The organism is Streptomyces sp. NPDC002851, from assembly GCF_053591935.1.
Genome location: NZ_JBSFUT010000062.1, coordinates 1 through 19,538, shown reverse-complemented (window position 1 = coordinate 19,538; position 19,538 = coordinate 1). Strand labels below are relative to the sequence as shown.

The following is a 19,538-nucleotide window of genomic DNA, read 5'->3' as shown; positions in this document are numbered from 1 at the left end:
CCGGAGGGAGACCGGGAGGTCAGGCCCTGCCGGACGTCACCCTGTCCTCGCCGTGCTCGGCCTGCGGCGGTACGAGCCCGAGCTCCGCGTCCCGCGCTAGCTCGATCTCCCGCCGGAAGAGCCGGAACCACATGAACACCACGAACCCGGCGAAGATGAACCATTCGCCGGTGTACCCGAGGTTCTGGAACGCCTTGAGGTCGAGCCCGCTGCCCTCCGGCGCACTCGGCGGCACCGCGGTCATCCCGTCGACGCCCTTGTCCGCGGTGACCCAGGCGTCGTACACGTCGTACGGCACCACGTTCACGAGCGACGCCGCGCTGATCATCCCCAGCTGGCCCTCGGGCAGGCCCCCGGCGGTCACCCCGTCGCTGCCCGCGCTCTCCGAGGCCTGAAGCGCACCGGTCACGGTGACCTCCCCGGCGGGCGGCTCCGGGACCTTCGCCTTCCCGGCCTTCCCGGCGTCTCCGGGCAGCCAGCCCCGTACGACCGGCAGCGCCTTGCCACCGCCGTCGGTCTTCAGGAGACCGAGCACGTAGAAACCGCGCTTCCCGTCCAACTCCCGGCCCGGCACGAGCAGTTGCCGATCCCAGTGCCCGGTCGCCGTGGTCCGCTTGCCCGAGGTCTCCTTGTCCACGGGAAGGAGCTCACCGAGCGGCCTGGGCGCCTCGCGCCCGGCGTTCTCGCTCGCCTTCTCGGCGGTCCGATGGCTCTCGACCCGGTCCTCGAACCGCCCGAGCTGCCACGACCCCATGAACACGCAGAAAGGAATGGCAAGCACGAGGAAGAGGTTGATCCCCCACCACCGCGGAGTCAGCAGAAACCGATACACATCCCCAAAGGTACGACCCACCGCACCGTGCGGAACGGGCGGCCCCGGCCGACACCCTCGCCAGCAGAGGCAGAGGCAGAGGCAGAGGCAGAGGCGGGTGCGCTCCCCCTCGTCCGTCACCCCAAATGCCGCTCCACGAAGTCCAGCTCGAGCTGCACCTGCTTGATCCGCTCGTCCACCACGAGCGACCCGTGCCCCGCGTCGTACCGGTACACCTCGTGCACCGCGCCCCGGGCCGCGAGCCGGTCGACGTAGTTTTCGATCTGGCGGATCGGGCAGCGTGGGTCGTTCATCCCGGCCGATATGTAGACGGGTGCCTTCACCTGGTCCACGTACGTGATCGGGGACGACGCCTCGAACCGCTCCGGGACCTCCTCCGGCGTGCCGCCGAGGAGCGTGCGGTCCATCGACTTCAGGGCCTCCATCTCGTCGTGGTACGCCGTGACGTAGTCCGCCACCGGCACCGCGGCCAGGCCGAGCGCCCAGGCGTCCGGCTGGGTGCCGAGGCCGAGCAGCGTGAGGTAGCCGCCCCACGAACCGCCCGCGAGGATCAGGCGCGCCGGGTCGGCCAGGCCCGAGGCCACCGCCCACTCGCGCACCGCCGCGATGTCCTCCAGCTCGATCAGGCCGACGCGGTGCTTCAGGGCGTCCGTCCAAGCGCGGCCGTACCCCGTGGAGCCGCGGTAGTTGACGCGTATGACCGCGTACCCGTGGTCGAGCCAGGCCGCCGGGCCCGCCGCGAAGGCGTCACTGTCGTGGTGCGTCGGGCCGCCGTGTATCTCGAAGACCGTCGGGAACGGGCTGTCGCCCCGCCCCACCGGCCGCTGCACCAACGCGTGGATCCGGCCGCCGGGCCCCTCGACCCACGCGTCCTCCACCGGCACCGAACCCGGCGCCTTCGCACCTGGCGGGTCGAGCACCACGGTGCCGCTGGTCGAGCGGACCCGGGGCGGCTCGGCGGCCGAGGACCACAGGAACTCGACGGAGCCGTCCGGCCGGGCCGTCGCCCCCGAGACGGAACCGGCCGGGGTGTCCACCCGGGTCAGCCGACTCGCGGACCCGCCCGCAGCGGTCCCCGCCCCGCCCGTGAGGTCGAGCCGGAAGAGCTCGCTGCGCGCCTCGAAGCTGTGCGCGATGAGCAGCCCCGAGCCGTCCGGGTACCACTCGGCGCCGACGTCCCCCGGCAGCTCCAGCTCCAGGTCGAGCTCCGCACCGGTCGCCACGTCCCACACCATCGGCTCCCAGCGCCCGCGCCGCTGGTGCCCGACGAGCAGCCGGGTGTCGCCGTCCACCGGGGCGAAGCCGAGGACCTCCAGGCCCAGCTCCTTCGTGCCGCCCTTGGTGTCGTCGAGCTCCGCGACCGTGCTTCCGTCGAGCCGGACCACGCGCAGCGCGGAGTGCATCGCGTCGCCGTGCTCGGTGTGCTCCAGGGCGATCAGCGTCCCGTCGTACGAGAGGTCACCGACGCCCGCCGACTCGCGGTGCCGGTAGATCTCGACCGGGGCCTCGGTCCCGTCCGTCCGTACGACATGGACCGTTGAGCCCTCCTCGTCGGTGGACCGGCCCACCACCGCCGTGACCCCGTCCCGCGCGAGCGCCAGGCCCGCCGGGTACGAGGCGTCCAGGCCCTTCGCCGCGGGCTCGTCCGCGCCGCCCGCGAAGGGCTGGCGCATCCACACGCCGAACTCGTCGCCGTCCGTGTCCGAGAACCACCAGATCCACTCGCCGTCCGGGGTCAGCACACCGTCCGTCGTGCCGTTCGGCCGGTCCGTTATCTGGCGCTGCTCGCCGGTCGCCCGGTCCCAGGCGTACAGCTCGTACGTGCCGGTCGCGTTGGACACGAACAGCGAGCGGTCCGGCGCGTCCTCGGCCCAGTCGGGCAGTGACACGCGTGGCGCCCTGAAGCGCTTCTCCCAGACGGGCATCTCAGCAGTCATGACCCCCATACTGCCTGGCTCCGCAGACATCCCGTCCGCGAGACCCCCAGCCTGTGGATAACTTCCCGGCTGGGGATGCCGATCCCAGGTGGCGGGGGGACAGTGGGGTGTGTATCCACCCCGGAGCGAGGAGGAGAGCGGGTTATGTCCAAGAGCGCCCGCGGTCGCAATAACCCCAGCAAGTCCAACAACCCCAGCAAGTCCAACAACCCCAAGGACCCTCAGCACGCCAAGCTCTCCGCGGCCCAGGCCAAGGCCAAGGGCACCAAGCCGGAGATCCAGTCCATCGCGGCGAAGACCCGCGGCATGCAGCAGAGGGTCCAGGCCCGTCGCCACGGCTACCACGGACACCCCACCACCGAGTCCGCCGGCTGAGACCTCACCGCAGACCTCACCGCAGACCTCACCGCCTGGCTCATCGCCCGGCACCCACCGCCTGACACCTCGCCATCCGGCACGCCAGCACCGCTCACTAACTGACAGGATTTCCTGAATTCAGGATTCCTTGTACTCTCCTGGTGTGCTGACTCTTGCTTCCGAGGTCGAGGTCCTCGTTCGCTTCGGCCGTGCGCTTGCCGATCCGATCCGTTGCCGACTGCTTCTCGCGCTGCGCGAGGCTCCGGCTCATCCGTCCGACCTGGCCGAGGAGTTGGGGATCTCCCGCACCCGGCTCTCCAACCACCTGGCCTGTCTGCGCGACTGCGGCCTCGTCGTCGGCGTCCCGGTCGGCCGCCGTACGCGCTACGAACTCGCCGACCCTCGCCTGGCTCACGCCCTGGACGATCTGCGCACCGCGGTCGTGGCGGTCGCTACGTCGGCCGACGGCAGCTGCCCGGACGCGGACGAGAAGGGCTGCTGCTCATGAGTCCGCGGCGGTGGTGCGGATGTTGACGCCGCCCCTGGCCCGACGCGACGTTCTCACCCGCCGCATACGCCTCCTGGTGCGCGTGACGATCGCCTACAACATCATCGAGGCCGTCATCGCCCTCGCTGCCGGGGTCGCCGCGTCCTCCAGCGCGCTCATCGGCTTCGGGCTCGACTCGGTCATCGAGGTGTCGTCGGCGGCCGCGGTCGCCTGGCAGTTCTCGGCGGCAGACCCCGCGGTGCGGGCGGCCAGGGAGCGCCGGGCGTTGCGGATCATCGCCGTCTCCTTCTTCGCGCTCGCTGCGTACGTCGCCGTGGAATCCGTATCCACGCTCGCGGGCGCGGGCGCGGTGGGCCTGGGCGCGGGCGAGGCCGACCGGTCGGTCATCGGCATCGTTCTGGCCGCCGTCTCGCTCGCGGTGATGCCGTTCCTGTCGGCGGCGCAGCGCAGGGCGGGACGCGAACTCGGTTCCGCCTCGGCCGTCGCGGACTCCAAGCAGACGCTCCTGTGCACCTATCTCTCGGCCGTCCTGCTCGTCGGCCTCGTCGCCAACGCCGCACTCGGCTGGACCTGGGCCGACCCCGCCGCCGCCCTCGTCATCGCCGCGATCGCGGTGAAGGAGGGGAAAAACGCCTGGCGCGGCGACGGCTGCTGCGCTCCTGCCATGCCGACGGCTGCCGCTCCGCGCACGGAGGGGTGCTCCGGGGGCTGCGCCTGCTGCTGATGACGCTGATGCCGCTGGCTTAGCCAAGCCCTCCGCTGGCTTAGCCAAGCCCTCTGTCCCCGTCCGCGTCACTTCCTGGCTTTCGCCAGCATCGCCTGCACCCTCATCTGCTACCGCAGACTCACCAGCGCGGACGATACTCAGGACGCGTCGGCGTAGGCGAGGTGGGCTCCGCAGTCGGTGCAGCGGAAGAGCATGGCGCTTGCCCCCTCACCCAGGCTGGTCAGGAAGTGCTCAAGCCGGTTCTCGTCGTGCCAGCCATCGATGCGCATCTCCGTCCGCAACTGGTCGAGTGCTTCGGGATGCGCCGCAAGCTCGGCGTATCCGACTTCGCCCACGAAGGCCGCCGCGTCCTGGCAGTGGACGAGCCAGTGCGGATCCTGCCAGGCATGGAAACCAGGGGTGCGGCGGGTGACCTCATGCAAGACGTCCTCGCTGACACCGTCGAGCCCGTAGGAGTCGGTGAATTCGCCAGCGAAGCGTTCAGCCGCGCTCCCGTCTGCGATGCACCATGGGCAGAACCGTCCGCTGACGTCCTGAGCGGTGTAGAAGGTGGCCGTGTAGATCCATCCCATGTTGCGCTTGCAGCAGGCGCACGTTTCGGCGGCCGCCCGGATGGACCCGCTTGCGAGGGGATCCGGGTGATAACGGAAGAAGGGCAGGTCGGCACTCATCGGCATTTTTCGATCCATGCCCTGGGGGCACTGCCCACTGATGCCATAACGAGCAGTCTGTCTGCGAGCAGGTCCTCAATCAAGCGTGAGGTCGGAGTCCCCGGCCCATTGAGATGGCTTGTAAGCCTTCTTCTTGCTCCGCTAAGCCTTCTCTCCTTGCTCCGCGTCGATCTCGGCGATCAGGGCCTCGATACGGGTCTTGATCTGATCGCGGATCGGGCGTACGGACTCGACCCCCTTGCCCGCCGGGTCCTCCAGCTCCCAGTCCAGGTACTTCTTGCCGGGGAAGATCGGGCAGGCGTCCCCGCAGCCCATGGTGATCACGTAGTCGGACGCCTGGACGGCCTCCGTGGTCAGGACCTTGGGAGTGGCGCCGGAGATGTCGACGCCGACCTCCTTCATGGCCTCGACGGCGGCCGGGTTGACCTGGTCGCCGGGGAGGGAACCGGCGGAGCGGACCTCGACGCGGTCGCCCGCGAGGTGGTCGAGGAACCCGGCGGCCATCTGCGAACGGCCGGCGTTGTGGACGCAGACGAAGAGGACGGAGGCGAGCGGGGCGGAGGCCATGGAGTCTTCCTTACTGGCATCAGTGTCGAGTGATGTGACAGTATCAGCCCATGATGACGTCAGTCGACACTGACCTGATCCGGGTGCTTGCCGACCCGCTCAGGCTCCAGATCGTGACCCTGCTCGCCCGCGAGACGCTGTGCACCACCCACCTCGTAGAGGAGACCGGTGCCAAGCAGACCAACCTCTCCAATCACCTGAGAGTCCTGCGCGAGGCCGGGGTCGTCGAGACCGAGCCGTGCGGGCGCTTCACGTACTACCGGCTCCGCCCGGACGTCGTCGCCTCCGTCGCCGCCCAGTTCGCCGAGCTGGCGGAGACCGCCCGTGCCAACGCCGACATCAAGAGGGCCTGCCCGTGACCCGCACCGAATCATCCGCCGCCACCGAGACGAGCGGGACAAGCGAGACGAGCGAGATGAGAACGGGCGAGGAGGGGTCGGTCGTCGCGAAGCTGTCGACGCTCGACCGCTTCCTTGCCGTCTGGATCCTGATCGCGATGGCCGTAGGCCTGGGGCTCGGGCGGGTGATCCCCGGCCTGAACGACGTACTGGCGAAGGTCGAGCTCGGCGGCATCTCGCTGCCGATCGCCCTCGGCCTGCTCGTGATGATGTATCCGGTCCTCGCGAAGGTCCGCTACGACAAGCTCGACGCCGTCACCGGCGACCGCAAGCTCATGGCGTCGTCGCTGGTCATCAACTGGATCGTCGGCCCGGCGGTGATGTTCGCGCTCGCCTGGATCTTCCTGCCGGACCTGCCCGAGTACCGCACCGGCCTGATCATCGTCGGCCTGGCCCGCTGCATCGCCATGGTGATCATCTGGAACGACCTCGCCTGCGGCCACCGCGAGGCCGCCGCCGTGCTCGTCGCCCTGAACTCGGTCTTCCAGGTCATCGCGTTCGGCCTGCTCGGCTGGTTCTACCTCGACCTGCTGCCCGGCTGGCTGGGCCTCGGGGGCGGACAGGACCTCGACATCTCCATGTGGAAGATCGCCCTCAACGTCGTCATCTTCCTCGGCATCCCGCTGCTCGCCGGGTTCCTGACCCGCCGTATCGGCGAGAAGAAGCTGGGCCGCGAGGCGTACGAGTCCAACTTCCTGCCGAAGATCGGTCCTTGGGCGCTGTACGGCCTGCTCTTCACGATCGTCATCCTCTTCGCACTCCAGGGAAAGACGATCACCTCTCAGCCCCTGGACGTCGCCCGTATCGCGCTCCCGCTGCTCGTGTACTTCGCGCTGATGTGGTTCGGCACCTTCGCACTCGGCAAGGCCATCGGTCTCGCGTACGACCGCACCGCGACCCTGGCCTTCACGGCAGCCGGGAACAACTTCGAGCTGGCCATCGCGGTCGCCATCGCCACCTTCGGCGTGACGTCCGGCCAGGCACTCTCGGGTGTCGTCGGACCGCTCATCGAGGTCCCGGTCCTGGTCGCCCTCGTGTACGTCTCCCTGGCCTGGCGCAAGAAGTTCGCTCCGGCCGTTCAGTGACGGCGTACGCGGATGTGGTGGTGATCGGCGGCGAGCCAGGCCAGGCCAGGCCGGGCTCGCCGCCGCCGGGGGGCCGGGGATGTCCCCCGGCTGCGGGAGTACGAAGCCGTTACTGAATGAAGCGGTTACTGAAGTAAGCCGCTACTGAAGAAGCGAGCGTTTCCGGGTCTCGTCAATTTCGACGTACGTCTATGTTGACATCTGTCGATGCAGGATGCAGGCTGCCCCATGGTATCGACAACAATCGAAACAAGCGGCCAACCGGGGCGAGCCCCGCACCGCCACCACCACCAGCCGCACGACGCCGGAGGACACCCCTGCCATGACCACTCCAGCCACCACCGCCGGACTCCCCGTCGTCGTCATCGGGGCAGGCCCCATCGGTCTGGCCGCCGCCGTACACGTCCTCGACCGCGGCCTGACCCCGCTGGTCCTGGAACGGGGCGCCACCGCCGCGACCGCCGTACGCGACTGGGCGCACGTCCGGCTCTTCTCCACCTGGGGCGAGGTCATCGACCCGGCCGCCGAGAAGCTCCTCGCCCCCACCGGCTGGACCGCCCCCGACCCGGCCACGTACCCGACCGGCGGCGACTGGGCGACCGCCTACCTGCAGCCGCTCGCCGACGCACTCGGCGACAAGGTCCGCTACGGCGCCCGCGTCACCGGCGTCTCCCGCGCGGGACGTGACCGCATCGTCGACGCCGACCGCGAGGTCCAGCCGTTCGTCGTGCACCTCACCACCGCGGACGGCCGCGAAGAACGCCTCTTCGCGCGCGCCGTCATCGACGCCTCAGGCACCTGGACCACACCCGGCCCGGCCGGTGGCAGCGGGCTTCCGGCGCTCGGCGAGAAGGCCGCCGCGGACCGCATCACCTACCGCGTGCCCGACCTCAACGACCCGACCGTACGGGCTCGTTACGCCGGTAAGCGCATCGCCGTCATCGGCTCCGGAGCCTCCGCCTTCACCGCGCTCGCCACCCTCGCGGAGGTGGCCGAGGAGCACCCGGACACGCACGCCGTGTGGGTGCTGCGGCGCGGCATCTCCGGCTCCACTTACGGCGGCGGCGAGGCCGACCAGCTCCCCGCCCGCGGCGCGCTCGGCCTCGCGGCCAAGGCCGCCGTCGAGGCCGGACACGCGAGCGCCATCACGGGCTTCCGCACCGAGACCGTCGAACGCGAAACCGGCCACGCCGCTGATGGCGACGACAACCGCCTGATCCTCGTAGCCGAAGACGGCCGCCGCCTCGACCCGGTCGACGAGGTGATCGTCCTCACCGGCTTCCGCCCCGACCTCTCCTTCCTCTCCGAGCTCCGCCTCAACCTCGACGAACGCCTCGAAGCCCCGGTCGAGTTGGCCCCGCTCATCGACCCCAACCAGCACTCCTGCGGCACCGTCTACCCGCACGGCGCGCACGAGCTCTCCCACCCGGAGGGCGACGTCTACCTGGCCGGTATGAAGTCGTACGGCCGCGCCCCGACCTTCCTCGCCATGACCGGCTACGAACAGGTCCGCTCCATCGCCGCCGCCCTCGCGGGCGACCAGGAGGCCGCGGCCCGCGTCGAGTTGACCCTGCCCGAGACCGGCGTCTGCAGCGGAGCGGGCCTCTCCAGCGCCTCCAGCGCCTCCAGCGCCTCCAGCGCCCCCAGCGCCCCCAACGCCCTGGAGACCAACGGCTGCTGCTGAGCCCCGGGCTACAGCGCGAACGTACGAGGTACGCACCCTCGCGGATCCGCCCACGGCAGGTCCGAGGCGCCGCCTCCGCTACCCACAGGTACGTAAGCCTCCTCACATACCTGCACATAGCACCCGCCCTAGCCTGGCACCGAAAGCCAGAGTAAGAAGCACATAAGGAAGCAAGAACGGCCGGAGGAGGACGATCCCTATGGCCACAACCGTTCATGTTTCACCCGGTGTCGCCGCCCTTCCCGCGTACGAGGCCTGGGGCGCCGCGGCCGGTCTCGTCGGCGGTGTCGGGATGGGCATCTGGATGTCGGTGTCCAGGCCCGTGATGGACACCGCGATGATCACGATGGTGGCCGGGCTCCTCGGCACCACGAACGCGTTCGTGGGCTGGCTCGTCCACCTCGCCATCGCACTGTTCGCCGGAGTCGGCTTCGGTCTACTGCTCGGCCGGTTCGCCCAGCAGCTGGCCCCCGCCGTCGTCCTCGGCCTGGCTTACGGCGCCGTGTGGTGGGTGGTCGGCGCCCTGTGGATCATGCCCGCGAATATGGGCATGCCCGTCTTCACGTGGGACGCCGTGTCGAGCTCCAGCCTCGGCGCTCACCTGGTGTTCGGTGGGCTCGCCGGCCTCGCTTTCGCGAGCATCGCGCGGGCGATGGGCAAGGAGTCGAGCGGGGCCGGAGGCTGACCCGATGGCGTCGGCGTCAAAGCCCGATCCGGGAACGCCACACCGGGGTGCCGCACCGCATGGCGGCACCCCGGCTCGCGCCTCGGCGCCCTACTGTCTGGCTGACAGCACACAGGCGCTGGCCAAGCCGGCGTGGGGCGATGCGCCACCACCCTGGGCCCCGGGACGACGCGAGGAGATATCCCGCATGACCGACACCGCAGCCGCGGACGTGACGGAGGACAAGACCTGGTGTCTCGCCGAGGTCGACATCTTCTGCGACCTCAGCGAGGAGGAGATGGCCCGCATCGCGGAGGCCGCCCCGATGAAGACGTACGCGGCCGGGGAGATCCTGTTCTCTCCGACCGAGCCCAGCGAGGTGCTCTTCATCCTCAAGAAGGGAAGGGTGCGCATCTTCCGCGTCTCCGCGGACGGCCGGGCCCTCACCACCGCCATCGTCACGCCCGGCACGATCTTCGGTGAGATGGTCCTGCTCGGGCAGCGGATGTACGGCAACTATGCCGAGGCCCTCGACGACGTCGCCGTCTGCGTCATGAGCCGGGGCGACGTCAACCGGTTCCTGCTCGCCGACGCCCGCATCGCCGCCCGTATCACCGCGATCCTCGGCCAGCGCCTCGCCGGCCTCGAACAGCGGCTGTCCGACAGTGTCTTCAAGACGGTCTCCCAACGCGTCGCCACCACCCTGGACACCCTCACCCTCGCCCAGCCCCCGGCGGGCCCGCTGCGGCCCACGGCCCGGCACGGGCAGATCGCCCTCACCCACGAACAGCTCGCCGCACTGGCCGGTACGTCCCGCGAAACCTGCACCAAGACGCTGCGCGAGTTCGCCGACCGCGGCCTGCTCCGCCTCGCCCGGGGCCGCATCACGATCCTCGACCCGGACCGCCTCCGGGACGAGGCCGGCTAGCCGCCGGACCACGCCCCAGGACGGCGTTTGGGCAGGTCAGGGCGTGGGGCTCGAGGAGCACCGGTCGGTCGCGGCCATCGGCGCAAGCACGACCTCCAAGTGCCCCGAACGCCAGACGGACAACAACCACGCCGCCGGGAGCTGAAGACTGAACAGCGCGAAGATGCCCGTCACGAACGCGCTGTCGACCGGCGCCTCGTCCCCGGCAGCCCAGGCGGTGAGGCCGCCGCACACCAGCAGGAGGACCGTGTAAAGGCCACCGTCGACCAGCATCACCCGCCAGCGCGGCAGGGGCGCCAGGAAACGACGGGCGACCGTCAGAGACACGATGGCAGCGGCCGGGAAGATCAACACCCAGGGATCCGCCACCGTGGTGGCCCTCCAGCCGCCGGAACCGTCGAAGGCGGTCAGCGCGAGCTCGACACCGATACCGATCACCCATGACAGGACGACAACGGTGAGCGCGTAGCGGAAAGCGCCGCGCCAAGTGACAGTCACGTCAACCCCCTTCGAGCAGAACGCCAGGTGGCGCCCTGTTCCCCGACCATTGTTCCACCGCGCCTCCGACCTGGGGCCCAGGGGTCAGTAGCGGCCGCTGTTACCTATCGTGCCGCGCTCACACATCGGCTGGGACAGACAGAGCAGACTGTTCATCTTCGACCGGTGCACGACCTTGGTGGAGTGCTTGCTGCCCTTGTGGCCGTACAGGTACAGCTCGTGGTCCGGAGCCTTGCGGTACTTGCCGGACGCGTAGAAGTCACCGTTGCGCGCCAGCCGCAGATCGAAGGTGGCGCCGATGCCCGCCCGGCGCGGCCCGGACGAGGGGCAGAACGGGTCGGTGGCCTCGACGCGGCCGCGCACGGCACGGGTCTTGCCGTTGAACCTCGACATCGTCCGGAAGTCGATCTTCTTGGTGCTGGCCTTGCGCTTGGCGACGTACTTGCCGGACTTCTTGTAGACCTTGGTCCAGCCCGTCGTCGGGTACAGGTGGTACTTGGACTGGGTCCACGAGATCACGCCGCGGACCCCGGCCCGGTGCGAGGCACCCTTGATCCTCTTGGAGTAACCGCGGTTGTCGCCGCGGTACTTGTAGCCGGAGGTGTACTTGCAGCCGGAGACCGAGCCGAGCTTCTTCGGCACCGTGGCCCACTTCTGCCGGATGAAGGAGCGCCACACCACGGTGGTCTTGGAGTACTTCTTCGCCCGGGCCTCGATCCGCTCGGCGGTGGCGGCGAGCGTGTCGGCGTCGTCGGAGGCCGGGACCGTGGCGTTCAGACCCCAGGTGTGACCGATGCCCTTGACCTCGCCGAAGACCTTGTAGTCGGCCTGGGTGCCGGGCGTCACGGCGGTGTCGCGGAGGCTGTGCCCCTTGGTGTCGGCGATCTTTATGCCGTCGCGGTACACGGTGTACTTGCTGGCGCCGAGGTCCGGCCACGAGAGGTCGACGAACTTGGAGGAGGCGGCCCAGGCGGCGCGCTCGGCCTTGTTCGGCGAGGAGGCGAGGGTGGTGTCGGCGATCACCTTCTGCTGCCCGGCGGCCAGGATCTGGGTGTCGGTGGCGGTGCCGATGTAGCTCTTGACGGCCTTGACGCTGCTGCTGCCGCCGCTGCTTCCGCTGCCGCTTTTCGCGCTCCGGGTGGTCTTCGTGGAGCCGAACGTGCCGCTCTCGGCGTCGAGGACGAAGGCGGCGTTGGCGGTGGCGGCGGTGCCGGCGGCTGGGTTCGGCTGGGCCGGGGCGGCAGTCGCGAGGCTGCCCAGGAGGAGCGATGCTCCGGTGGCGGTGAGGATGCCGGTGCGGATCAGGTGCACGGTGTTGCCCCCCGTTGGTTCGTGATGTGCGATCCCAACGAGGTTAGAAAGTCCGCTGGTTGAGCGAAATTGGCTCTTCAGGCATGGCACAAAGGGGATCCTCCCCAAAGGGCAACATGCAGGCGACAGGCACCGCGGGTTACGGAGTTGATGACTCCGTAACCCGCCTCGTCCTGTCAGAGGGCGCGGGTAGATTGGGAGTTGATCTCTGACGCACCCGGACCACGGGGGTCTGCTGGGAAGATCAGAGGTCAGGAAGGACCGGAATGACCAAACGGTCCGATGTGGGAGATGCAACCTGTCCGCACCTTCGCACGGGACACGATCCCAGGCTCGGGGTGTGGTGGCTGGGGGACCTGACCGGACGGGAGAAGGAAGTCCTTCTCCTGCTCGGTACGGGTTTGGGAAACCGGGAGTTGGCGCGGGAACTGGGTATCGCGGAACGGACGGTGAAGGCGCACATCGCGAACATCGTGGCCAAGCTCGGACAGGAGACGCGGACGCAAGCCGCGATCGTGTCCGCACTGGCCCATGACGCGTTGTGCTCCGACCCGTCGTGCACGCGACACTTGGGGAAGGTTCCCGATCCACACCGGCAGCCCGCTGCCGCATAACGGCGCTCTGCGCCCGTGCCCTGCGAGGCGCGGGCGCAACGCGTCAGCTAAAACAGCGCGTACCTCAGTTGGGCTCAATGCACTGCCGGGAAGGCATGCTCAACGTATAACGCATCGCCACGCATTGCCCTTTGAGGCAATGCCCTTTCGCTCACCTCCCCAAGAGACGTGGTGCGCAGGGGCAGTTGGAGCCTAACGTCAGGTGACCGACGCTTATCGACCATTTTTGTAGGGGGACTTGATGCGTAAGGCAGCCGGTTCGCTTGTGCTGGCCGCGGTCGCCGCGGGCTCGATGACCGCCTTCTCCGCGCCGGCACAGGCGGCGCCCCAGGCGGCGCCGCAGGCGACAGCCAAGGCGAAGAACCCGTACGCCCACACCCGGCTCGAGCGCGTATGGGCGCCGGGCAAGTGCCTGTCGATGGGCGGCAGCAAGAAGAACAACGCACGGCTGGTCCTGGCGAAGTGCGCCAAGAGCAGCAAGACGCAGCGCTGGACGCTGAAGCGGCTCTCCGCGAACAAGTCGGTGTTCACGATCAAGAACGACAAGTCCGGGAAATGCCTCGCCGTCGGCTCCAAGAACCGCCTGGTGCAGTACACCTGCCACAAGACGTGGAAGAGCCACCAGTGGGTCCTCGGCGGCTCGAAGGTCTACAGCAAGGCGAAGGGCAAGGTCATCGCCTCGAACTCGACGAAGTCGGGTTCGCACCCGTACCTGGAGAAGAGCGGCGAGTCGAGCAAGGCCCGTGGCCGCCAGGAGTGGGGCCTGTCCTGACCTGCGGCGAGGGGCGGGTGCACACCGCGCACCGGTGTGCACCCGCCCGCCCGCGGGCGATGCGGGAGCGGGTGGCATGCTCACATTCGTGAAGACGCTACGAGCCTCAACTGCCGCCGCCCTCCTGCTCGCTGCACTGGCGGGGTGCTCGACGCCGCCCCCGTCCCCCGAGGACGAGGGCAGACCTTCTCCACTGACGTCGTACGCGGCATCGGACCGCGTGGCGATGCCGGAGATGTCGGGGAAGAGCGTGGACGGCGACAGCCAGGTCAGCCTGCACAAGCTGCGGGGCAAGGTCGTCGTCGTCAACGCGTGGGCGTCGTGGTGCGGCCCGTGCCGCAAGGAGGCCCCGGGCCTGTCGCGCGTACACAAGGAGCTCTACGACAAGGGCCTACGGGTGGTCGGCGTGAACGTGAACACGTCGGTGACGCCGGCGCGCGCCTTCGAGAAGGACACCAAGCTCGCCTACCCAAGCCTGTACGACCCCAAGGGCAAGCAGCTACTCCGGCTCCCGAAGGGAATGGTCAGCGCCACCGGGTACCCGTTCACGATCGTCGTCGACCCGAAGGGCCGGATCGCGGCGACGCAGATCGGCCCGATCAGCGAGACGGAACTGAAACGAGTGGTCAAGCCACTGCTGTCGTCCTGAGGCGCATATATCAGTTACATCAGGCCCGAATAAATAGCTTGCCCGGCGAAATCAGCTCGCCCTAGGGTGAGTTCACTTCGAAGAGACGTTCCCCAGAAGCAGGCCGCAGAGCGGGAACGCCCCACCTCGCTGAGGTGCCGAAGGGGCGGCAGTTCCTTGTCGACCCTTCCTGTCGGAGGTCTCCCCTCATGAACATTGGCATCGGCCTGCCCATCGCCGATCCCGCCACCCTGCTCGACTGGGCCCAGCGCGCCGAAGCCGGACCCTTCAGCACCCTCGGCCTGCTCGACCGGCTCGTCTACGACAACCCCGAGCCCCTGGTCGCCCTCGCCGTCCTCGCGGGCGCCACGTCCCGCATCCGCGTCCAGACGGAAGTGCTGCTGGCCCCCCTGCGCGACACCGCACTCCTGGCCAAGCAGGCCGCCACCCTGGACCGGATGACCGGCGGCCGCCTGACCCTCGGCCTGGGCATCGGCGGCCGCGACGACGACCACCGGGCCACGGGCACCGACCCGCGCACCCGAGGCCGACGCCTCGACGAACAGATGGCGCTGATGCGCCGCCTCTGGTCCGGCGAACCGTTCAGCACTGACGTCGGCCCCATCGGCCCCGCACCCGCCCGCCCCGGCGGCCCCGAAGTCCTCTTCGGCGGCTTCAAACCCGCCGCACTCGAACGCACCGCCCGCTGGGGCGACGGCTTCCTGGCCGCCGCCCCACCCTCCTGGGCAGCCGACCTCTTCAACACCGTCCGCGAGTTCTGGAAGCAGTACGCCCGCGCAGGCACCCCCCGCCTCGTCGCCCAGGTCAACGTCGCCCTCGGCCCTGAAGCCGTCATCGACAACGCCCGATCCGCCATGCACGCGTACTACACCTTCACCGGCACCCCCGACCGCATGGTCGCCGGAATGCTCACCACCCCCACCGACATCCGCGCCACCATCGCCCACTTCACCGACCTCGGCGCCAACGAAGTCATGCTCTACTGCTACGGCCTCGACCCTCACCAGGTCGACCGCCTCGCCGACGCCCTCTAACACCCGAAACACGCCTCGAAAGAGACCCCCACAAACCACTCAGGGGCCTGACCCGCTAAGCGGATCAGGCCCCTGACCTGGTATTTCGGCTGTCGGGGTGGCGGGATTTGAACCCACGACCTCTTCGTCCCGAACGAAGCGCGCTGCCAAGCTGCGCTACACCCCGATGTCGCTGCTGTGTTTGACCACGTCGCGGCGACATCGATTACTTTAGCGGACCGTCGCCCTGAGACGAAATCCGGTTTCCCGGCGGCCGCCGGAGCCCCTCAGTCCACCGGTGTGAGCGTGAGCAGTGTCGCCTCCGGAGGGCAGGCGAAGCGGATCGGGGTGTAGCGGTTGGTGCCGCAGCCCGCGGAGACGTGCAGGTATGACGTGTGGCCCCCGGCGGTGTGCCGCGAGAGGCCCTTGACCCGGTCCGTGTCCAGGTCGCAGTTGGTGACCAGGGCGCCGTAGAACGGGATGCAGAGCTGTCCGCCGTGGGTGTGCCCGGCGAGGATCAGCGGGTAGCCGTCCTCCGTGAAGGCGTCCAGAGAGCGGATGTACGGGGCGTGCACCACGGCCAGGGAGAAGTCGGCGCCGGCGTCCGGGCCGCCCGCCACGCGTGCGTACCGGTCCCGGCGGATGTGCGGGTCGTCGAGGCCGGTCAGGCCGATCTCGCGGCCGTCGATCTTCAGGGCGCCCCGGGTGTTGGTCAGGTTGACCCAGCCCGCCGCGTCGAAGCCGTCGCGCAGCTGCTCCCAGGGGTTGTGGACGGCGCCGACCGCGGGCGCGTTGCCGTTGAGCCCGTGCCGGCCCTGGGCCTTCTCCAGGAGGTAGCGGGCGGGGTTGCGCAGGCGGGGGCCGTAGTAGTCGTTCGAGCCGAAGACGTACGCCCCGGGGAAGTCGAGGAGCGGACCGAGCGCGTCCATGACCTCGGGGACGCCCTCCGGGTCCGACAGGTTGTCGCCCGTGTTGATGACGAAGTCGGGGCGCAGGCCCGCGAGCGACTGAAGCCAGCGCCGCTTCTTGCGCTGCCCGGACACCATGTGGATGTCGGAGACCTGAAGTACGCGCAGCGGCCGCATCCCGGCCGGGAGCACCGGCACGGTCACGCGCCGCAGCCGGAAGGACCGGGTCTCGAACCCGGCCGCGTACACCACACCCGCGGCACCCGCCGCGGCCATCCCCAGAGGTACTCCGTATCGCGCGCGCATGTGCCTATCGTTGCAGACCGTGAACGGCCGGGAAATCGGCGGGCACGGTACGTGGCGCACCTGCGACACTGTGGGCATGACCACGCTCAAGTCCAAGCTGCAGGAAGACCTCACCGCGGCGATCCGGGAGCGCGACGAGCTGCGCTCCGCCACGCTCCGGCTCACCCTGGCCGCGATCACCAAGGAGGAGGTCTCGGGCAAGTCGGCCCGTGAGCTCTCCGACGAGGAAGTGCTGAAGGTGATCACCAAGGAGGCGAAGAAGCGCCGCGAGGCCGCGGACGCCTTTGCCCAGGGCGGTCGTACCGAGCAGGCCGAGCGGGAGCGCGCGGAGGGCGAGGTGCTCGGCACCTACCTGCCCAAGCAGCTGAGCGACGAGGAGCTGCGCGAGATCGTCGCGCAGGCCGTCGAGGAGGCGAAGGCCGCGGGTGCCGAGGGGCCGCGCGCCATGGGCCAGGTCATGAAGATCGTGAACCCGAAGGTGCAGGGCCAGGCCGAGGGCGGCCGCGTCGCCGCCGTGGTCAAGCAGCTCCTCGCGGGCTGACTCTGTCCCTGCTTCTACCTCTCCTTCTGCCTCTTCTCCTGTCTCGCCCCTTGTTCCTCCTCCTGTTCCTCCTCTTTTCAGGCGTAGGCGTTTTCAGGCCGTACGTAGGAGAGGGCGCCCCCTGACTCCAGGGAGCGCCCTCTCCTACGTACAGGCGAAAAACTCAGAGCCGGAGGCTCAAGCCGCCGAAGGCTCGAGCCGCCGAAGGCTCAACGAGGCTGTGGCCAGCGCCCGTTGCCGTTGCCGCCGCCATTTCCGCCGCCGTTCCCGCCGCCGCCGATGAAGTCCGGCGGCAGGGTGAAGTCGGGCCAGGGCTCTTCGTCCCCGCCGTCGCCGCCGTCCTCCGGGGCGTCCGGCTGGTCCTCGTCGCCGTGCTCGTCCTCCTCGGGCTTGCCCTTGTCCTTGTCCTTGGGGAGCTTGACGAGGTTGAAGTCCGGCGCGGGCCTGCCTTCCAGGGCCCCGGTCATCATCTGCTTCCAGATCGGGCCCGGCACCTCACCGCCGTAGACCTTGCCGTAGTAGTTCCCGCCGATCGTGATGTCGGTCATCTGCCGCTTGTGTGCCGGGTCGCCGACCCAGACGGCGCCCGACATGTTCGGCGTGTAGCCCACGAACCAGGCCGCGTAGCGGAAGTCGGTGGTTCCGGTCTTGCCCGCGCTCGGCCGGGAGCTGTCGAGTCCGGCCCGCTTTCCGGTGCCGTCCTCGACCACGCCCTTGAGGAGGGTGTTGATGGTGTCGGCGGTCTTCCGTGACATCGCGCGCGTGCAGTCGGTCTTGGGCACCTTCATCGACTTGCCGCCGGGTGCGGTGACCGCCTCGATGGCCACCGGGGTGCAGTAGGTGCCCCGGTTGGCGAAGGTCGCGTACGCCGACGCCATGGTCAGCGGGGACACCTCCTGGGTGCCGAGCGCGATGGACGGTGACTGCGACATCTGCTTGCCGTCGGCGCGGTCGACGCCCATCTTCTCGGCCATGGACGTGACCGGGCAGATACCGATGTCGCTGATCAGCTGGACGTAGTAGGTGTTGACCGACTTCGCGGTCGCCTCCTTCATGCCGTACGGGCCGACCTCTTCCTCGTTCTCGTTGGTCAGCTTCTCGTTCTGCGTGTTGCTCCACTGGCCCGAGCAGGTGTTGACCGGGCTGGGGTACTCCATCTCGTACGGCGCGCTGTACGTCTGTCCCGGCGACTTGCCCTGCTCCAGGGCGGCCGCGGCGACGATCGGCTTGAATGTCGAGCCCGGCTGGTAGCCGTTGGCGCCGCCGCCGTCGCGATGGTCGACGGCGAGGTTGTACGAGAGCTCGTTCTTCCCGGATCCGTACGGCCGCGACTGGCCCATGCCCAGGATCTTGCCGGTGCCGGGCTCGACGATGGAGACCGCGGTGGCCACGTCGTCGTCTTGCCGGACGTTGTCGTTTATGGCCGCCTGCACCGACTCCTGGGCCTGCGGGTCGAGCGTCGTCTTGATCCGCAGGCCGCCGCGGTCCCAGGTCTTCAGCCGGTCCTCGCGGGTCTCGCCGAACGCCGGGTTGTTGAGGAACGCCTTGTGGACGTAGTCGCAGAAGAAGCCGGCGCCGCGGGTGGCCGTGATGCAGCCGTTCTTGGGCTTGCTGACGTTGAGCTTGATCTCCTTGGCCTGGGCCCGCTCGGCCTGCTCCCACGAGATGACGCCGGTCTGGGCCATCCGTCGCAGTACGACGTTGCGCCGCTTGGTGGCCTCCTCGGAGTCGTTGACCGGGTCGTACCGGCTGGGCGACTGCACGATGCCGGCGAGCAGCGCCGACTGCTCCAGGTTCAGGTCCTTTGCGGGCTTGGAGAAGTACCGCTGCGCCGCGGCCTCGACGCCGTACGCCTGCTGCCCGAAGAAGGTGATGTTCAGGTAGTTCTCGAGGATCTTCTTCTTGCCCAGTTTGTCCTCGAGCTGGATCGCGTACTTCAGCTCGCGGATCTTCCGGCCGAGGGTCTGCTGGGTCGCCTCGGCGACCTTGGCCGGGTCGTCCTTGGCCTCCTCGATGAAGACGTTCTTGACGTACTGCTGGGTGAGGGTCGAGGCGCCCTCGGAGACCTCGCCGGACTGTGCGTTCTTGTTGAGCGCGCGCAGGATCCCCTTGAGGTCGACGGCGCCGTGCTCGTAGAACCGCGAGTCCTCGATCGCGATGATCGCCTTCTGCATGTACGGCGAGATGTCCTCGAGGTCCACCAGGGTGCGGTCCCGCGAGAAGACCGTCGCGATGGTGCCGCCCTGGTTGTCCAGGATGGTGGTGCGCTGGCTCAGCGGCGGCTGCTTGAGATTGGCCGGAATCTCGTCGAACCCCTCGACGGAACCTTTGGCCGCGAGTCCGAGCGCACCGACCCCCGGCAGGGCGATTCCTGCCAGCACCGCTCCGGAAAGGACGCTGACACCGAGGAACTTGGCGGCCTGCTGAGTCGGTGACAGGCCTCCGCCCGAGCGCTTCTTTGCCATGGGGGCAGCCTAATCCGTAGTTAAGGACGTTCCGACGGAGCGGTTGCTTCGCGGGATGTTCGAGTGCCGGATCGTGACATCTAAGGGCAGCCGGGCAGGCGAC

General features: G+C 69.1%; 21 protein-coding genes and 1 tRNA gene. 13 read left to right on the top strand and 9 right to left on the bottom strand.

Going from position 1 to position 19,538, the window contains the following annotated elements; genetic code table 11:
- Positions 1–19: 19 nt before the first annotated feature.
- Both ACWD10_RS36780 and ACWD10_RS36775 read right to left on the bottom strand, forming a co-directional pair.
- Entirely contained in the window at positions 20–832 is an 813-nt protein-coding gene (locus tag ACWD10_RS36780; RefSeq protein ID WP_451098064.1) for an SURF1 family protein, read from the bottom strand.
- A gap of 116 nt (positions 833–948) precedes the next feature.
- Entirely contained in the window at positions 949–2,799 is a 1,851-nt protein-coding gene (locus ACWD10_RS36775) for a S9 family peptidase (RefSeq protein ID WP_451098063.1), read from the bottom strand.
- A gap of 114 nt (positions 2,800–2,913) precedes the next feature.
- Between ACWD10_RS36775 and ACWD10_RS36770 the strand changes: the two genes are divergently transcribed.
- The 3 genes from ACWD10_RS36770 to ACWD10_RS36760 all read left to right on the top strand — a co-directional run bounded on the left by ACWD10_RS36770 (position 2,914) and on the right by ACWD10_RS36760 (position 4,358).
- Positions 2,914–3,144, top strand: coding sequence for a hypothetical protein (locus ACWD10_RS36770; protein ID WP_451098062.1), 231 nt, complete (start codon positions 2,914–2,916; stop codon positions 3,142–3,144).
- A 145-nt stretch (positions 3,145–3,289) separates the two neighbouring features.
- Positions 3,290–3,634: an ArsR/SmtB family transcription factor gene (locus ACWD10_RS36765; RefSeq protein ID WP_451098061.1), complete on the top strand. Its 345-nt coding sequence runs from the start codon at positions 3,290–3,292 to the stop codon at positions 3,632–3,634.
- 19 nt (positions 3,635–3,653) lie between these two features.
- Positions 3,654–4,358 carry a cation transporter gene (locus ACWD10_RS36760; protein WP_451098060.1) on the top strand — a complete coding sequence of 235 codons (705 nt, stop codon included), beginning with the start codon at positions 3,654–3,656 and terminating at the stop codon, positions 4,356–4,358.
- Positions 4,359–4,498: 140 nt separating this feature from the next.
- Here the strand turns inward: ACWD10_RS36760 and ACWD10_RS36755 are convergent, their stop codons facing one another.
- Both ACWD10_RS36755 and ACWD10_RS36750 read right to left on the bottom strand, forming a co-directional pair.
- The gene (locus ACWD10_RS36755) at positions 4,499–5,032 is read right to left on the bottom strand and encodes a CbrC family protein (RefSeq protein WP_451098059.1); all 534 of its coding nucleotides are present in this window, start codon (positions 5,030–5,032) and stop codon (positions 4,499–4,501) included.
- A 141-nt stretch (positions 5,033–5,173) separates the two neighbouring features.
- The gene (locus tag ACWD10_RS36750; protein WP_451098058.1) at positions 5,174–5,599 is read right to left on the bottom strand and encodes an arsenate reductase ArsC; all 426 of its coding nucleotides are present in this window, start codon (positions 5,597–5,599) and stop codon (positions 5,174–5,176) included.
- Positions 5,600–5,649: 50 nt separating this feature from the next.
- On the opposite strand from ACWD10_RS36750, the gene ACWD10_RS36745 reads away from it, so the two are divergent.
- The 5 genes from ACWD10_RS36745 to ACWD10_RS36725 all read left to right on the top strand — a co-directional run bounded on the left by ACWD10_RS36745 (position 5,650) and on the right by ACWD10_RS36725 (position 10,358).
- Positions 5,650–5,958 carry an ArsR/SmtB family transcription factor gene (locus ACWD10_RS36745; protein WP_451098057.1) on the top strand — a complete coding sequence of 103 codons (309 nt, stop codon included), beginning with the start codon at positions 5,650–5,652 and terminating at the stop codon, positions 5,956–5,958.
- A complete protein-coding gene (gene arsB / locus ACWD10_RS36740) occupies positions 5,955–7,082 on the top strand; it encodes an ACR3 family arsenite efflux transporter (protein ID WP_451098056.1) in 1,128 nt (375 codons plus the stop codon). The genes ACWD10_RS36745 and arsB overlap by 4 nt, the downstream gene beginning before the upstream one ends.
- Positions 7,083–7,404: 322 nt before the next feature.
- The gene (locus tag ACWD10_RS36735) at positions 7,405–8,766 is read left to right on the top strand and encodes an NAD(P)-binding domain-containing protein (protein ID WP_451098055.1); all 1,362 of its coding nucleotides are present in this window, start codon (positions 7,405–7,407) and stop codon (positions 8,764–8,766) included.
- A gap of 199 nt (positions 8,767–8,965) precedes the next feature.
- The gene (locus tag ACWD10_RS36730) at positions 8,966–9,451 is read left to right on the top strand and encodes a hypothetical protein (protein ID WP_451098054.1); all 486 of its coding nucleotides are present in this window, start codon (positions 8,966–8,968) and stop codon (positions 9,449–9,451) included.
- Positions 9,452–9,638: 187 nt separating this feature from the next.
- A complete protein-coding gene (locus tag ACWD10_RS36725) occupies positions 9,639–10,358 on the top strand; it encodes a Crp/Fnr family transcriptional regulator (RefSeq protein WP_451098053.1) in 720 nt (239 codons plus the stop codon).
- Positions 10,359–10,394: 36 nt separating this feature from the next.
- Here the strand turns inward: ACWD10_RS36725 and ACWD10_RS36720 are convergent, their stop codons facing one another.
- Together ACWD10_RS36720 and ACWD10_RS36715 are read right to left on the bottom strand one after the other, a co-directional pair.
- Positions 10,395–10,856 carry a hypothetical protein gene (locus ACWD10_RS36720; protein ID WP_451098052.1) on the bottom strand — a complete coding sequence of 154 codons (462 nt, stop codon included), beginning with the start codon at positions 10,854–10,856 and terminating at the stop codon, positions 10,395–10,397.
- 84 nt (positions 10,857–10,940) lie between these two features.
- Positions 10,941–12,167, bottom strand: a complete 1,227-nt coding sequence (locus ACWD10_RS36715) for a hypothetical protein (RefSeq protein ID WP_451098051.1) — start codon at positions 12,165–12,167, stop codon at positions 10,941–10,943.
- Positions 12,168–12,433: 266 nt separating this feature from the next.
- Here ACWD10_RS36715 and ACWD10_RS36710 point away from each other — a divergent pair, with 266 nt between their 5' ends.
- The 4 genes from ACWD10_RS36710 to ACWD10_RS36695 all read left to right on the top strand — a co-directional run bounded on the left by ACWD10_RS36710 (position 12,434) and on the right by ACWD10_RS36695 (position 15,236).
- Positions 12,434–12,781, top strand: a complete 348-nt coding sequence (locus ACWD10_RS36710; protein ID WP_451098050.1) for a LuxR C-terminal-related transcriptional regulator — start codon at positions 12,434–12,436, stop codon at positions 12,779–12,781.
- A 241-nt stretch (positions 12,782–13,022) separates the two neighbouring features.
- Positions 13,023–13,553 carry an RICIN domain-containing protein gene (locus tag ACWD10_RS36705; protein ID WP_451098049.1) on the top strand — a complete coding sequence of 177 codons (531 nt, stop codon included), beginning with the start codon at positions 13,023–13,025 and terminating at the stop codon, positions 13,551–13,553.
- 76 nt (positions 13,554–13,629) lie between these two features.
- Positions 13,630–14,202, top strand: coding sequence for a TlpA family protein disulfide reductase (locus ACWD10_RS36700; protein WP_451098048.1), 573 nt, complete (start codon positions 13,630–13,632; stop codon positions 14,200–14,202).
- 188 nt (positions 14,203–14,390) lie between these two features.
- Positions 14,391–15,236 (top strand): LLM class flavin-dependent oxidoreductase, encoded by an 846-nt coding sequence (locus ACWD10_RS36695; protein WP_451098047.1) that lies wholly within the window; start codon positions 14,391–14,393, stop codon positions 15,234–15,236.
- A gap of 92 nt (positions 15,237–15,328) precedes the next feature.
- Here ACWD10_RS36695 and ACWD10_RS36690 read toward each other — a convergent pair.
- Together ACWD10_RS36690 and ACWD10_RS36685 are read right to left on the bottom strand one after the other, a co-directional pair.
- A tRNA-Pro gene (locus ACWD10_RS36690) sits at positions 15,329–15,402 on the bottom strand.
- Positions 15,403–15,502: 100 nt separating this feature from the next.
- Positions 15,503–16,429: a metallophosphoesterase gene (locus ACWD10_RS36685; protein ID WP_451098046.1), complete on the bottom strand. Its 927-nt coding sequence runs from the start codon at positions 16,427–16,429 to the stop codon at positions 15,503–15,505.
- Positions 16,430–16,505: 76 nt separating this feature from the next.
- On the opposite strand from ACWD10_RS36685, the gene ACWD10_RS36680 reads away from it, so the two are divergent.
- Positions 16,506–16,970, top strand: a complete 465-nt coding sequence (locus tag ACWD10_RS36680) for a GatB/YqeY domain-containing protein (protein WP_451098045.1) — start codon at positions 16,506–16,508, stop codon at positions 16,968–16,970.
- A gap of 209 nt (positions 16,971–17,179) precedes the next feature.
- On the opposite strand, the gene ACWD10_RS36675 is transcribed toward ACWD10_RS36680, so the two are convergent.
- Positions 17,180–19,435 (bottom strand): transglycosylase domain-containing protein, encoded by a 2,256-nt coding sequence (locus tag ACWD10_RS36675; RefSeq protein WP_451098044.1) that lies wholly within the window; start codon positions 19,433–19,435, stop codon positions 17,180–17,182.
- Positions 19,436–19,538 lie beyond the last annotated feature (103 nt).